At 62.5% G+C, this 14583-nt stretch carries 9 protein-coding genes; all 9 read left to right on the top strand.

Features of this window, described 5'->3' with window-relative positions; translation table 11 throughout:
- Positions 1-27: 27 nt before the first annotated feature.
- A complete protein-coding gene (locus PKE98_RS13505) occupies positions 28-3687 on the top strand; it encodes a DUF4132 domain-containing protein (RefSeq protein ID WP_271195823.1) in 3660 nt (1219 codons plus the stop codon).
- Positions 3684-4805 (top strand): ATP-binding protein, encoded by a 1122-nt coding sequence (locus PKE98_RS13510; protein WP_271195824.1) that lies wholly within the window; start codon positions 3684-3686, stop codon positions 4803-4805. The genes PKE98_RS13505 and PKE98_RS13510 overlap by 4 nt, the downstream gene beginning before the upstream one ends.
- Positions 4798-7161 (top strand): DUF5682 family protein, encoded by a 2364-nt coding sequence (locus PKE98_RS13515; RefSeq protein ID WP_271195825.1) that lies wholly within the window; start codon positions 4798-4800, stop codon positions 7159-7161. Before PKE98_RS13510 ends, PKE98_RS13515 begins: the two co-directional genes overlap by 8 nt.
- Positions 7154-8290 carry a VWA domain-containing protein gene (locus PKE98_RS13520; RefSeq protein WP_271195826.1) on the top strand — a complete coding sequence of 379 codons (1137 nt, stop codon included), beginning with the start codon at positions 7154-7156 and terminating at the stop codon, positions 8288-8290. Before PKE98_RS13515 ends, PKE98_RS13520 begins: the two co-directional genes overlap by 8 nt.
- A complete protein-coding gene (locus PKE98_RS13525) occupies positions 8287-9927 on the top strand; it encodes a hypothetical protein (protein WP_271195827.1) in 1641 nt (546 codons plus the stop codon). The genes PKE98_RS13520 and PKE98_RS13525 overlap by 4 nt, the downstream gene beginning before the upstream one ends.
- The gene (locus PKE98_RS13530; RefSeq protein ID WP_271195828.1) at positions 9924-10247 is read left to right on the top strand and encodes a hypothetical protein; all 324 of its coding nucleotides are present in this window, start codon (positions 9924-9926) and stop codon (positions 10245-10247) included. Before PKE98_RS13525 ends, PKE98_RS13530 begins: the two co-directional genes overlap by 4 nt.
- 79 nt (positions 10248-10326) lie before the next feature.
- The gene (locus PKE98_RS13535; protein WP_271195829.1) at positions 10327-12606 is read left to right on the top strand and encodes a fatty acid cis/trans isomerase; all 2280 of its coding nucleotides are present in this window, start codon (positions 10327-10329) and stop codon (positions 12604-12606) included.
- A 286-nt stretch (positions 12607-12892) separates the two neighbouring features.
- Positions 12893-13918 carry an acyltransferase family protein gene (locus PKE98_RS13540; protein ID WP_271195830.1) on the top strand — a complete coding sequence of 342 codons (1026 nt, stop codon included), beginning with the start codon at positions 12893-12895 and terminating at the stop codon, positions 13916-13918.
- Positions 13919-13983: 65 nt separating this feature from the next.
- Positions 13984-14568 carry a Fe-S biogenesis protein NfuA gene (gene nfuA, locus PKE98_RS13545; RefSeq protein WP_271195831.1) on the top strand — a complete coding sequence of 195 codons (585 nt, stop codon included), beginning with the start codon at positions 13984-13986 and terminating at the stop codon, positions 14566-14568.
- Positions 14569-14583: the final 15 nt, after the last annotated feature.

Genomic DNA, 14583 nt, shown 5'->3' on the forward strand with positions numbered 1-14583 from the left:
GACAACTTTTTTATCGGGGATGCAGGGATGATCAACGCGTACGCAGCGCTGAATTTCAACAACGAACAGGCATTTTTCGACAGCCTGCAGCGGCTTTACGCCGAGGCACAGATTGGCCAGGGCCTGGACTTTGCCGCGGTGCTAGCTTATTGGCGGCGCGAGGCGCCGTTGCCGGCCGCGTGGCGCCAGGCGTTGGCCGAACGAGTGCATCTGGTGGCCGGCACTGGCGCTGACGATAAGCAACAACGCAGCCCTTCATCACTGTTTGGCTGGGTCTGCAAGGGCCTCGAGCCACAGCAGGTGCTCGCTACCGGCGAGCGGCTGGTGGTGCTGCTGACGCCGTTGGTGGATGTGGCTGATCTTGTTTACTGGCTGATGCCGACGTTCATCTATGCCGACGGAAAAACGATCTGGTTCCAACAGGACCGGCGCTGGTTGGCGGCGCAGTTCCAGGCCTTGCAGGCGGCGGCTGATGCTATTGCCCAGGGCACGGGTGACTGGCTGCCCGTGCACCGTTGGTATGTGGGCGCCGGCGTGCAGCCACAGGCGTTAAGTGCGCTGTTGCGCAGTGCCGATGATTACTACGTGCAAAGCGATACGTTCGCCGGGTTCTTGCACGTGCACACGCTGCTGCTGGTGGTGCGCGAGCAGTTGCAGCGCCTTGAGGTTTCCAACCAGGTCTGGAGTCAGTTACTGCTGCGCTTTACCCCGACTGGCGCCAGGCTCTATGACTGGCGTGGGCTTGAGTCTGAGCTGAGTGACGCATTGAGCCGGCAGTTTGTTGTGCCACTGCTTCGCGCGTTGCTCGCCTGTGAAGCCTTTACGCAGCTGGTTAGCGAGGCGCAGGACTACAAGGCGCCGTTGAATACGCTGTTCAACGACATGGGCCTTTCGTACGTGCTCGCTGAAGAGCCCGAGCGCATCCGCACCCTGGCCAAGCAACTGGCCGGCGGCAGTGTGGTGGGGCTGCGTGTTTCTACGGACTTCGGCAGCCGTTGCCCGGCTGCCGCGTTGGAGCTGGAACAGGTCAAACATGCGCGCCAAAGCCACATGGAAGTCAGCCTGAGCAGCCCGCAGGCGCTGCAGTGGTATCGGCAGTTATTTGCCACTGAGTTCGAGCAGAATCCCACCTACAAATCCGTCCTCAAACAGTTGGTGAACCACATCCCGGACGATGAGCTGGAGACGTTGATCAAGGCGCATTTTTTTGATGACGCCGATGCCGAGTTCCCAGCTCATTTTCGCTTTCGCAAAAACCGCGACCTGCTCGTTGGTTTTCTCGATGCCAAGAATACCGAGGTACGAGAGTGCGCCGCGTACCAGCTCTGGACGCTTGCCGGAGTTCAGCAACCGAGCTGGCATCACATCTATCCCGGCCCCGGCCAATTAACCATCGACCCACAGGGCTGGGACGTGGTGATGGCCGCATGTGCCAAGTATCCCGATCTGTTCGCCCAGCATTCGGTGTCTTGCGAAGACCTGCTGCGTGGCGGCGATCGGCCCGAGCGCTGGCAGATGCTGTGGGATGCAACCGCTGAGGAGGCGAGCCGTACCACCTTGATTGCCAATGCCTGCCGGGCGCTGACCTATCCAAGTTTGCATGCGCAGGTAATGCCGTATCTGGCGAACTGGTATGAGCAGGCGCCAGAGCTGGTGGAGCAGCACTTGGGCGACGGGGGTTATTCCAACGATAAAGTCGATGCATTGGCCGGTTGCCCGCCTAGCATGTGGCCGCTGGTGATTCATCTGGCGGTCATCAAGCTGGAGGCCGAGCCCGCTGCGCGCCGCGGCACCATTCGCCGTTTTCAGCGCCTGAAAGCCGGCGATGCCCTTGCCGCCAACCCGCAGCTTTACGCGGCGCTGGACAGCAAAAAGCAGACGCTGCTGTTGCCACTGCTAAACAGCGCCGGGGTGGTCGCCTGTGCCGATTCGCTGGGCAAGGTGCTGGCCAGCAGCAACAAGGCCATTCGTGAGCCAGCGGTAAAACTTATCGCCAGTTGTAGCGCCGATATCATCCAGCGCAGCGGTCTGCTGCCGGGCGCGGTAAAGGCGCGCCTGAGCGTGCTGACCGGCATTGCCCAATCCCGCGATCCGTTGATGGCGCCGCTGATTGCCGAGTATTTTGCCGATGCCGTGCATGACGAACAAAGCCGTGGCATGAGCCTGGATGCTCTGGAGAAAGCCGGCTATCCGTTGGCGGACCTGGACCCATGGTTCGGCCTGACCTTGGCCGGATTGCAGGATCAAGCACACCAGCTAGCGCTGGAGTTGCCGGAGGGTGTGTGGAGCGACGAGTTTGCGGCTCTGCTGCAGCCGTTGGGCGAGCCGCTGGGCCGTCTGCTGTTGGCCTTGATGCTCAAAGCGCATCACCTGCCCCGCAAAGCGCGGCAGATTCTGGCCTTGCTAAGCCCCGCCCAGCGCAGCGAATTTGCCTTGGTGTGCATTGACCGCTGGATCAGCGAGAACGGCAGCAACGACCACCTGTGGCTGCTGCAACCGATGCGTGAATACGGTGACGAGCGCGCTGCCAATGCCTTGGCCAAGGCCGTGCAGGAGTGGAAAAAGTACCGCACGCAGAAGTCGGCACTGGCTATCGGCTACCTCTGTGAGCTGCCGGGCAAGTACGGTTGTTACCTGGCGCGGCAGCAGTGGGAGAACGGCAAGCTAGGCAACTCGATCAAGGCCTCCGCCAGCACGGCGTTGACCGCACAGGCCGAATTGCGCGGCTTGAGCCTGGAGGAGTTCCTTGAGGTGCTGGCCCCCGACTTCGGTATGGGCCCACAAGGCTTGCTGCTGGACGTGGGACCGTACAGTTACAGCGTACGGGTGCATTCAGACTTGAGCCTGGTGGTGTTCGATGGTGCCGGCAAGGCGAGCAAAAACCTGCCCAAGGCCAAGCCCGGTGAGGACGCTGAAAAGCGTGTGCTGGCCGAGAATCAGTTCAAGGCCCTGAGCAAGAACCTCAAGCCGGTGCTCAAGCAACAAGGCCAGCGTTTGCTGCGGGCCATGCAGTTGGGGCACACCTGGCCCGGCAGCACCTGGCAACGCCTGTTCCTGGAACATCCGTTACTCAACCTGCTGGCGCAGCGCGTGGTGTGGTCGGTGACCGATGCCAACGGCCAGGCGCTGCAACGTATACGTCCGGATACCAGCGGCGGTGTGCAGACCCTGGCGGACGAGGCTTACGTTTTGCCCGAAGACTGCAACGTGCAGGTTACCCATCCGCTGGAGTTGGATGCCGCCGAGCGCACCGCCTGGGCCGCGCACTTTGCCGACTATGAAGTGGTATCGCCAATCGAGCAGTGGAGCACCCCGGTGCAGCCGGCCAGCAGCGAAGAGTTGCAAGCCAGCAAGATTTTGCGCGCCAATGGCAAACTGCTGAAACGCGGCACGCTGAGCGGTTTGCTGGAGCGTTGGGGCTATCTGCAGGAAAAAGACACCGATGGTGGCTCGGAATTTACCTCGCACTACTGGAGCCTGGATGGCGACAGCTGGCAGGTCACCGTGGGCCATAGCCCGATTCAGCTGGGCTACTTCGATGCCGACCAACAGATCGAAGTGGCGGATCTGGTGGTGTACCGCAAGGTCGGCGAGGCGCTGCAAAGCCAGTGCCTCGGCGACTTGCCGCCCGCCTTGTTGAATACCGTGCTGGTGCAGGCACAAACCCTGGCTGAGGCAGGCGTATGAGTAAAAGCAAAACCCAGGCGCCGCCGGCTGTAGTCGCCCAGCGTTTGCCGGCCGAGCAGTTGTATGCCGCTGAACTGGCGCGGCTGCTGGCCGCTGACAGTGGCGCACGGCCGGAAGGCTGGCGCCTGTCGCCAGCCATGGTGCGCACTTTCATCTTGGGCAGCGATGGCCGCGAGGTTGGCGGTGAGGTGGTGCAGCGCAAGATCTTTGGTAATGACGATGTGGTGGAGCGCTCCATCGTTACCCTGGTGGGCCAGCGCGGGTTGATGCTGGTGGGCGAGCCGGGTACGGCCAAGTCGTTGCTGTCCGAGCTGCTCGCCGCCGCCATTTGCGCCGACAGCACGCTGGCCGTGCAGGGCAGTGCCGCCGTGGTGGAGGAGAGCATTCGCTACGGCTGGAACTACGCCTTGCTGTTGCGCTCAGGCCCGGGGCCCGAGGCGCTGGTGCCGGGGCCGTTGCACCGGGCCATGAGCCGTGGTGCGTTGCTGCGGTTCGAGGAAATCAGCCGCTGTGCCATTGAGGTGCAGGACAACCTGATTCCGATCATGTCCGAGCGTTTGCTGCATATCCCCGAAATGCAGGAGGATCCCGGCAACTACTTGCTGGCCAAACCGGGCTTTAACGTGATCGCCACCGCCAACCTGCGCGACCGTGGGGTGAACGATATGTCTTCGGCGCTGAAACGGCGGTTCAACTTCGAAACCATGCGGCCGTTGGCGCGTTTGCAGGACCAGAAGGAGTTGCTGTTGCGTGAGGTCAATCGGCAACTGGCAGACCAGCAGATCAGCACCCGCCTGACGCCGGATGTGGCTGAGCTGCTGGTGAGCGCGTTTCAGGAATTACGCGCCGGGAGTGCCGAGGGCGTGGCGTTCGAGCCGCCGTCGACGGTGCTGTCTAGCGCCGAGGCGATTGCCGTGGCTTTTAGTGCAGCGGTGCAGTGCCATTACTTTGCCGAGCCCAAGGTGCGCCCGCAGCACCTGGCGCGCTTTATGGTCGGCACCGTGATCAAGGACGACGAGCAGGACAGCCGACGCTTTCGCGATTACCTGCGGGTCGTGCGCCGGGTGCGCACCAACAGCCCGCAATGGCAGGACTTCGCCGATAGCCAGGATGACTGAAACCGCTTTCGACGCAGCGGCCATGGACCGCCTGCCCGCCGATTATGAACAGTTCCCGCAGGTGTTCTGGGCCCCCGTGCGCCATCACAGCCCGCACTGCGCCTGGCAGTTGCGGCGTCTTATCGACTGTGTGCGGCCGGATGTGGTGTTGATCGAGGGGCCGGAAGAGGGCAATGGCCTGCTGCCGTTTCTACTCGACGAAGCCACTCGCCCGCCGGTGGCCTTTTTTATCTATTGCCACGGGAGCGCCGTGCAGCGGCGTTGTTTTGTGCCGCTGGCGGCCATGTCGCCAGAATGGGTGGCATTGCGCGAGGCCAAGCGTCTGGGCATTGCCGTGCGCTTTATCGATTTGCCGTTTATGACACGCCACCGGCATGAGTCCAGCAGCGACAATGCCGATGTGCTGGAGCCACTGTTAAATGACGACCAGTTGCTGGCTCGTGCCGATGCCATGGCGATCTTGCTGGCTACAAGCGGCTGTGCCGATTTTGACAGTTGGTGGGAGCGGCATTTTGAAAGCGGTGTAGCGTACGCCAGTGCCGAACAGTTTTTTGCCCGGGTGCTCAACCTGGGCGAATACCTGCGTGCCGGCAGTGTGCTGGACGCGCAAACCCTGGCCCGCGAAGCGCACATGGCCGCTTGTATCGACCAGGCGCGCAGCCAGGGCCAGCGCTGCCTGGTGGTGTGCGGTGCGTTTCATTGCGCCGGCATTCTTAAGCAGCTGGGGCAGGGCGGTGTGCCAGCGAAGCCGGGTGAGGTGGCCGGTGGGGTGCACCTGATCAACTATTCGTTAAGCCGCTTGAACGCCAGCGCCCAGTACGCCGCGGGCATTCCCGACTGCGCCTACCAGGCTCGAGTGTGGAGCACCCTGGCGCGGCGGCGGGAAAATCCCGGCGACGTACATGGGGAAACCCACGCGGCCATGGCCGCCGAATTGGTCAATTACCTGCGCGAACGCCGCTTTGCCGCCAGCCTGCCGGACGCTATCGAAGCGGTCACCCTGGCGCGGCGTCTGGCCGCATTGCGTGGCCACGGGACGGGGCGTCTGGAACTGCGGGAAGCGTTGCTCAGCAGCCTGCATAAACACAGCCTGGACGGCAGTGAGCGTCCGTTGCTGGCACACCTGGATGCCTTCTTTGCCGGTGACGAGGTGGGCCGTTTGCCGGCCGGCCTGCCGGTGCCGCCGTTGGTTGAGGATTTCCGCCAGACCTGTCGGCGCTTGCGCCTGCCACGCTCGGCCGCGCAGCCACTGGAGCGCGCGCTGGATATCTACCGCAGCCCCTTGCACCGCGAGCAGTCGCGGTTTCTCCATCGTCTGGCCAGTCTGGATGCGGGCTATGGCAAGTGTGTCGCCGGCCCAAGGTTTGCCAGTGGTGAAGACCTGGCGCGGGTACGCGAGGTATGGGTAATTCGCTGGCAACCGGAAATCGAAGCCACGCTTACCGAAAAAGGCCACTACGGCGCACGCCTGCTCGATGCCGCCACCGCCCGCTGCCTGGAGCGACTTAACGCATGTCGCCAGCAAGGCGCGGCGCCAGTGGCGATTTTGATCGACGCCCTTGCCATGGGACTGCACGCCTTGCTCGGCACCATCGTCAATCAGGTCCGCCACTGGCTGGCGCACGAAAGCGACCTGACCAGCCTGTGCCTGGGGCTGTTGCGTCTGGATGCGGCCCGGCACGCCAAGGTGGTGCTCGGGGGGGAAGGGCTGGAGGCGCTGGATGAGTTGCTGGCCGAGTGTTTTCAACGCATCTGCCTGTGCCTGCCGTGGGTCGGCGGGTTGAGCGAGGAACACCAGGAGGCGCTTGCCGACGCGCTGGTGGGCATGCTCAATCTGCTTGCGCTGCAAACCCCGGGCTGCGAGCCCGCGAGTTTTTTTGAAGCCCTGCAGTTACTGCTGGCGATGCAGCCGTCGCCGCTGCTGAGCGGGCTGGCACAGGGCGTGTTGCTGGAGGCTGGCCATCTGGGCTGCAAGGAGGTGGTGGCCGCCTATACCGAAGCGGCCGGCTATGCCGAGCGTGATGCGTCGGCACCGGGCCAGTTTATTGCCGGCCTGCTGCGGGTGGCACGGCATCGATTCCTGCAGCAGCCGGCCTTGCAGCAGGGCATCAGCGACTCGTTGCAGCGTTGGGACGAAGACACTTTTCTGCGCGTGCTACCAGGCTTGCGCCTGGCCTTTACACGCTTGTCACCGCGGCAGTTGAGCACCCTGGGCGGCCTGTTGTTCGGTGGCCCTGCGGCGGCGCTGCAGGCAGGCGGCAGGCATTGGTCGGTGGCCGACCTGCACGCCGCAGCCGAGCTGCGCGAAACCTTGGCCAGTGCGCGCCAGGTGTGGGATGGAGGTGCCCGTGGCTGATGCTGAACTGCGCCGTCGCTGGCGCCTGGCCCTGGGCCGCGATGCCGAGGGCAACGCAGCGGATGCCGCTCAGCCCCTGGGCAGCGGCGACGCCGAGCGTGATACTGCGCTGGATTTTCTCTACCAGCGCGAGTACCAGCAGCGCAGCGATGAAACCCGGAGCGGCGGCCAGGAAGCCTCGCGCATGACCCCGGCCACCTGGCTGGCCAAGGTGCGCAAGCTGTTCCCGGTGAGTACCGTTCAGGTCCTGCAGCGTCAGGCCATCGAACGCTACAAACTCACCGCCCTGTTGACCGACCCTGAGGTACTGCGCCAGAGCACGCCGACGCTCAATCTGGTGCAAACCCTGCTGAGCTTTCGCAATCACTTGCCGGACAGCCTGATGGCGGAGGTACGCCAGGTGATTCGCACGGTTTGCCAGGCGCTGGAGGAGCGGCTTGCCCGCAGGGTGCGTAGCCGTATCGAAGGCCGGCGCAATCGCCAGGCGCGCGGTGGCCGGCCCACCCACGCGGCGCTGGATTGGCACCTGACCATTCGCCGTAACCTCAAGCATTACGACCTCGAAGGCGAGGTGATGGCCCTGCAGCGCCTGTACTACAACCCGGCCCGGCAGAAGCAGTTGCCGTGGGACATCATCGTGCTGGTCGATCAGAGCGGCTCGATGGCGCCGTCGATCATTTATGCAGCGGTAATCGCCAGTATCTTCAGCCAGGTGCGGAGCCTGAACACCCGCGTGCTGCTGTTCGATACCCAAGTGGTGGATGTTAGCGGTCAGCTCGATGACCCGGTGGAAACGTTGTTGGCCGTGCAACTGGGCGGCGGCACCGATATCGCCCAGGCGGTGCTGCATGCCGAAGCTCTTATTAGCCAACCGCGGCGCAGCATGCTGGTGCTGCTCAGCGATTTTTATGAAGGCGGCTCGCATGCCAGCCTGTATGCCAGCGTCACGCGCCTGGCTGAGGCCGGCGTGAGCTTGTTGGGCCTGGCGGCCCTGGATCAGGACGCGCAACCTGATTACGACCCGGACACCGCCCAGGCTTTGATTGCGTGCGGTATGCGCGTGGCGGCCATGACGCCGGACCATCTGGCCGACTGGGTGGCTGAGCGCATGGCGGGACGACAGCCATGAGCCTGCAGTTGTGGTTAAGCGCCATCACCGACGAAACATTGGAGGCCTGGGCCAACAAGGGCTTGCTGCGCCGAGGTTACAAGCTGCTGGACGGGCAGACGCCTGCGCAATGGTTGCTGCAGGACGAGCATGCCCAAGCGCAGATGGATGGGTTTGAGCAACAGGTGGGCGGCGTCGGGTTTGAGCGGCTGCGCTGCAGTTGTCCGGCACTGGGCAGTTGTCATCACCTGTTGGCCTTCGTGCTGGGCTTGCGTGCCAGGCTGGCCTCGCAGCTTGCGCAAGCGGCCGGCAGCGCGGCGCCGAGCGCTCTGGCGTTGGCCGAACCCTGGCTTATTGCCGATGCCCAGCGGCGCAAAGAGCTGCTCGGTCAGCCGGCGCTGACCAAGGCGCAACGCTGGCAAGCCCAAGGCATCACGGCCGAGTGCAATCTGGACGCACAGCGCTTGGTGGCGCGCATAGACGTGAGCGGGGAATTTACCCTGAGCATTCCACGCGCTGTCGGCCTGGCCGGTTCGGTCTGTTCCTGTGGCGAACACCGTTGCGCTCACCGTGCCCTGGTGGTGCTGCAGCTGACGCGCCAGGCCACCCCAGAGGTCGTGGCAGAGCAGGCAGAGGCGCTGAATGACAGCCAGCACCAAGCCTTGCAGACGCTGGACCAGTGGCTGCTGGAGTTGACGACTCTGGGCATGGCCGGCGCCTCGGCGATGCTGGTGGCGCGCGGCGACGCCCTGGCAACCACCTTGCAGCAGGCCGACTTGCCGCTGCCGGGGCGGTTGCTGGCGCGTCTGGTGCGCGCGCTGGATGATGAGCGCCTCAGCCTGGTGGGCAGCACCGTGCGTCAGGCGCGGCTGCAATTGGCGCAATTGTTGGCCTTTCGCCGCGCTTTGGCTCGCACGCCGTTGCCCCAACCGTTGCCGGAGCTGGCCGGGGTGCACCGGAAACGGTACCAGCCTGTTTCTCAGCTCGAGCTGTTGTGCGTTGGCGCTGAATGCTGGACCACTGCCAGCGGTTTTGCCGGCTACAGCCTGTACTTTCTCAATCCGTCGAGCGGCGGCTTTTATACCTTTTCGCAAAGCCGCAGCCAGGCGCTCAACCCCGGCTGGCAGGCGACTCAGGCGTTTGCCGAGGACCTGTTTTGCGGGCGTCCGTTGCGCCATCTGCTGGGCAAGCGCTGCCAGTTGCTTAAAGGCTGGGTGAGTAGCGAGGGGCGGTTGTCCGGGCGTGAGGGCAGTCAGTTGCAGGTCGGCGAGGCGGTGACGATGGAGGAGTTGGGGGCGTACGCCCAGTCACCTGCGTCGCGCATGCAAGTGTTCGCCGAACACCGTCGACGCTGGCTGTACCGCAACGACCCGCAGCCCCTGGCACTGATCGCAGCGCACGTGGTGACGGCGCCGCAGTTCGAGCGTTTTGGCCAGCGGTGGCAGGGGGAGGCGATGGACGACACCGGACAGCCGCTGCGGATTGTCTTGCCCGCCCATCCGTTGACGGCGAAGGCCGCGCTTTGCCTGAGTCAGCCGAGGCATGGCGTGACTTTGCTGCTGGGGCGCTGGACGGTGGAGGGCGACTGCCCGACGCTGTATCCCGTGGTGGTAATTGATAACAACGGGCAGCAGCTGCTGTTTTGCGAGGCACGATGAACCAGGCGCTTGATCACTGGCTTGATAGTTGGGGCGAATGGCTCGACAGCTTGCTCGCCACGGGCCTGGGCAGTCCGAGCCAGGCCACGCGTGCGCATATCCAGGCCTGGTGCGCGGACGCCGCGTTATTGGGTTTCGCGGTGCAGAGCGAGCAGGCCGAGCGCCTGTTGCAAGGCGCCACGTCGGCGGTACAGCGCCATCAACTGTTTCTCGACCTGCTGCTGGAGCAGGACATGCTGGTACGTCTGAACGCGGCCAACCGTCTGTTGGCCAGTGGCGAAACAGTTGAAACTGCCGCTATACAAAACCAGTCAGAGTGAACCTTGAGCAGTCGCCATTGGCTGTCTAATTGTCGGCAGGTCGGTAAACTTGCCTGCTAATTGATGCAAGGAAGTGCCAATGCCATACCGTTTTTCCGTCGCAGTAGTCCTGTGGTTTGTTGCCATGGGTGCCGGCGCCGAATCCATCTCTTATACCCGCGATGTGCAGCCCATCCTCACTGAGAAGTGCGTGGCCTGTCATGCCTGTTACGACTCACCGTGCCAGTTGAACCTGGGCAGTGCCGAGGGCGTTTCGCGCGGGGCGAACAAGACGCCGGTGTATGACGGCGGCCGTACCCAGGCCACCGACACCACGCGCCTGTTTCTCGATGCCCATGGCCCCTTGGCCTGGCAGCGCAAAGGCTTCTACTCGGTGCTGGACGCCCAGAGCGGGCAAGCCGCGCTGATGGCGCGCATGCTGGAGCTGGGTGAACAAAACCCGGTTGAGCCCAATGCCAAACTGCCAGACAGCGTCAAGCTGGGGGTCGACCGCCCCAACACCTGCCCGGTGCCCGGCGAGTTCGATACCTACGCTAAAACCCATGCCCACGAAGGCATGCCATTGGGCGTTACCGGTTTGACGCCTCCTGAATTGCAAACCCTGAAAAGCTGGTTGGCCGCCGGTGCGCCGCTCGACCAGCAGGTGCTGCAAGCCAACGACATTGAGCTGGCCCAGGCGAAACAGTGGGAAGACCTGCTCAATGCCCCTGGCGCGCGGGAAAGCCTGGTGGCGCGTTGGCTGTATGAGCACCTGTTTCTTGCCCACCTGTATTTCCAGAATGGCGACAACCGCCATTTCTTCCAGGTGGTGCGCTCACGCACGCCCAGCGGCACGGCCGTCGACCTCATCGCCAGCCGCCGGCCGAACGATGATCCTGGCGTTGTTTTCTATTACCGCCTGATTCCCGTGCAGGGCGTGATCGTGCATAAAACCCACATCACCTACCCGCTGAGCGCGCAGAAGCTGGCGCGGGTAAAAGAGCTGTTCTACGGCAACGACTGGCAGGTACTGGCGTCCCCCGGTTATGGCCCGCAGCGCCGCGCCAACCCGTTTGAAACCTTTGCCGCCATTCCGGCCCGGGCGCGTTATCAGTTCATGCTGGAGAATGCCGAGTACTTCGTGCAGACCTTTATCCGGGGCCCGGTGTGCCGCGGCCAGATTGCCACCGACGTTATTCGCGACAATTTCTGGGTGATGTTCCAGGACCCCGACCACGACCTGTTTATCACCGATCCCAACTACCGCGGCCAGATCACCGACAAGCTCGCGTTGCCAGGGCAGCTCGATGACCTGAGTGCCACGCTGAGCCTGTGGCGAACCTATCGAGACAAACGCAACGAATACGAGGCTGCCCGCCAGGACGCTTATGCTGATGCACCGGCGCCGAGTTGGTCGCATATCTGGGCGGGCAATGACAACGCCGTGCTATCGATCTTCCGTCACTACGACAGCGCCACCGTAAAGAAAGGCCTGATCGGCGAGGTGCCACAGACCATTTGGTGGATGGACTATCCGCTGCTGGAGCGCACCTATTACCAGTTGGTGGTGAACTTCGATGTGTTCGGCAACGTCTCGCATCAGGCGCAGACTCGGTTGTATTTCGACCTGATCCGCAACGGTGCCGAGCAGAATTTCCTGCGCTTGATGCCGCCAGACGCCCGTGAAGCCATTCTTGCTGACTGGTACCAGAACAGCGGCAAGCTCAAGGTGTGGATGGACTATCAGGACATCGACGACGACAGTCCCACCGGTCTCACGTTGCCCGAAACCGATGCCAAAAATGGCTTCGCCAAGCAACTGCTGGAGCGCTACGCCGGCTTCAATATGCGCCCGGACCCGATTAACCGCTGCGTCGATGGCGCCTGCTACCGCCGCAATTTCCCCAAACCGCAGCAAGATGCCGAGCAGGCGCTCAGCCGCCTGACCAACAAGCCTGGGGCGGGGCTCAAGGTGATTCAGCACCTGCCGGAAGCGACCATGGTGCGGGTGGAAGAGGGCGATGGCAGCGTCGACTTTTACAGCCTGCTGCGCAACCGCGCCCATACCAACGTGGCCTTTATGATGGGCGAGAGCCTGCGCTATCAGCCGGGGCTGGACACGCTGACGGTTTATCCAGGGGTGATGAGCAGCTACCCGAACTTTATGTTTAACGTGCCGGTTGCGCAGGTGCCGGCGTTTGTCGCGGCCATGGAGCAGGTTCGTGATGACGCGGCGTTTGAGCTGCTCGTTAAACAGTGGGGCGTGCGCCGCACGCATCCTGAGTTCTGGCGGTATTTCCATGATCTAGACCGGTATATCCAGCGTACCGAGCCGGTTGAAGCGGGGATTCTCGATATGAACCGCTACGAAAACCTTTGACCTCCTGGCCGATCTCTTAGTCGTCGGCCGTGCGGCGTTGCGTCCTCGCTTTTAATGCTCACGTACTGCAGTACGCTGCGCTTAAAAGCTGCGGGGCGCCTTGCCTGGCTCTAGCCTGAGAGATCTCGTGCGAGTGCGGCCGGGCGGTTTGACTCTCTGATTTATGGACCTTTTCCAACCTCGCCAGGGTCAACCCTGTAACGCGAGGTGGCGTGCCGTGGTGTTGGTTTGCCATGAGCGCGCCGCAGTTGGCGCCGTCTGGCGCGCTGGTTGGGAGTAGGGTTCTATGCTGATTTCACTGCAAGCGCTAAGAGCTTTAGCGGCTTGGTTGGTGGTGGGTCACCACATCATGCAGGTGTTTTTCGATTTCAAGGCAGACAGCCCCCTGGGGCAATTTTTTATCGACAAGGGCGCCGTGGGCGTCGACATTTTTTTTGTGATCAGCGGCTTTGTGATCTACCTGTCTACCCAAGGCAAAGACATCGCCGCCGGGCGTTTTCTGCTTAACCGGGTACTGCGCATTGTGCCGGCGTACTGGCTGTTTTCCCTGCTGGCCGCGCTGTTGATTGTGTACGCCAAACCGATGATGCCGGGGCAAGCGTTCGACCTGCAGCACTTTGTGCTGTCGCTGCTGTTTATTCCCGCCAACAACCCCGCAGGCTACGGGCTGTACCCGACGCTGGCGGTGGGCTGGACCCTCAACTACGAAATGTTCTTCTACCTGCTGTTCGCCCTGGGCTTCAGCGTGCCGGAGCGCTATCGCCTGTGGCTGATCGCCGGTGCGCTATTTCTGGTGGGCACGGTGGCCACGCGGGAAGACTGGGTGAGCGACTTCTACCGCAACAGCATCGTGTATGAGTTTCTGTTCGGTATTGTGCTGGGCATGGCCTACCAACGCGGCTGGATTCGCCCCGGGAAGTGGCTGCCGGTAGCGGTGATCGTTACCTCGGTATTGAGCATCTATCACCTCGACACCGCCATGCGCGTGCTGCATTGGGGTGTGCCGAGTGCATTGATCGTAGCCAGTTGTATTTCGTTGGAAGGCTATTTCCGCGGCAACCGGGTGCTCAAGTCCCTCGGCGACTGTTCGTATTCGGTGTATCTGGTGCATGTGTTGGTGCTGTCGCTGGGCTGGTACCTCACCCAACGTTACGACCTGAACATTTATTGGATGATCGGCGCCTGCATTCCGGCTATCGTGCTCGCCTCCTGGGGCAGCTACGAGCTGATCGAGAAGCGGTTTTTCCAGCAGGCCAAGGCCTGGCTGGACGATGAAAGAACCGTTGCGAACAGATCGGCTATTCCCGACTGAATTACTAGGGCTTTATTCACAAGCCCCATGGGCGTAAACTGCGCCCATGTTTGCGAGGAGTTGCCATGAGCGCCATCACCATTACTGAAGCTGCCCACGATTATCTAGCCGATCTGCTGAGCAAGCAGAGCACGCCCGGTATCGGCATCCGCATCTTCATTACCCAGCCGGGTACCCAATACGCCGAAACCTGTATTGCCTACTGCAAGCCAGGCGAAGAAAAACCTGAAGACCACGCCGTAGGGCTGAAAAGCTTTACCGCTTATATCGACGCCTTCAGCGAAGCCTTTCTGGAAGACGCCGTGGTCGACTACGCCACCGACCGTATGGGCGGCCAGCTGACCATCAAGGCGCCGAACGCCAAAGTGCCGATGGTGAACGAAGACAGCCCGGTCAACGAGCGCATCAGCTACTACCTGCAAACCGAGATCAATCCGGGGCTGGCCAGCCACGGCGGCGAAGTGAGCCTGATCGACGTGGTGGAAGACGGTATTGCGGTGCTCAAGTTTGGCGGTGGTTGCCAAGGCTGCGGGCAGGTCGACCTGACGTTGAAAGAGGGCATCGAGAAAACCCTGCTCGAACGCATTCCCGAACTCAAAGGCGTGCGTGACGTGACTGACCATACCAACAAGGAAAACGCTTACTACTAAGCGCGTTCAGTTGGC

This window comes from Pseudomonas turukhanskensis (genome assembly GCF_027922365.1).
GTDB classification, from domain to species: Bacteria; Pseudomonadota; Gammaproteobacteria; order Pseudomonadales; family Pseudomonadaceae; genus Aquipseudomonas; species Aquipseudomonas turukhanskensis.

Coding starts and splice junctions, on each gene's coding strand:
- nfuA (WP_271195831.1), top strand. CDS start 13,984: ATGAGCGCCATCACCATTACTGAAGCTGCCCACGATTATCTAGCCGAT.
- PKE98_RS13530 (WP_271195828.1), top strand. CDS start 9,924: ATGAACCAGGCGCTTGATCACTGGCTTGATAGTTGGGGCGAATGGCTC.
- PKE98_RS13540 (WP_271195830.1), top strand. CDS start 12,893: ATGCTGATTTCACTGCAAGCGCTAAGAGCTTTAGCGGCTTGGTTGGTG.
- PKE98_RS13515 (WP_271195825.1), top strand. CDS start 4,798: ATGACTGAAACCGCTTTCGACGCAGCGGCCATGGACCGCCTGCCCGCC.
- PKE98_RS13510 (WP_271195824.1), top strand. CDS start 3,684: ATGAGTAAAAGCAAAACCCAGGCGCCGCCGGCTGTAGTCGCCCAGCGT.
- PKE98_RS13535 (WP_271195829.1), top strand. CDS start 10,327: ATGCCATACCGTTTTTCCGTCGCAGTAGTCCTGTGGTTTGTTGCCATG.
- PKE98_RS13525 (WP_271195827.1), top strand. CDS start 8,287: ATGAGCCTGCAGTTGTGGTTAAGCGCCATCACCGACGAAACATTGGAG.
- PKE98_RS13505 (WP_271195823.1), top strand. CDS start 28: ATGATCAACGCGTACGCAGCGCTGAATTTCAACAACGAACAGGCATTT.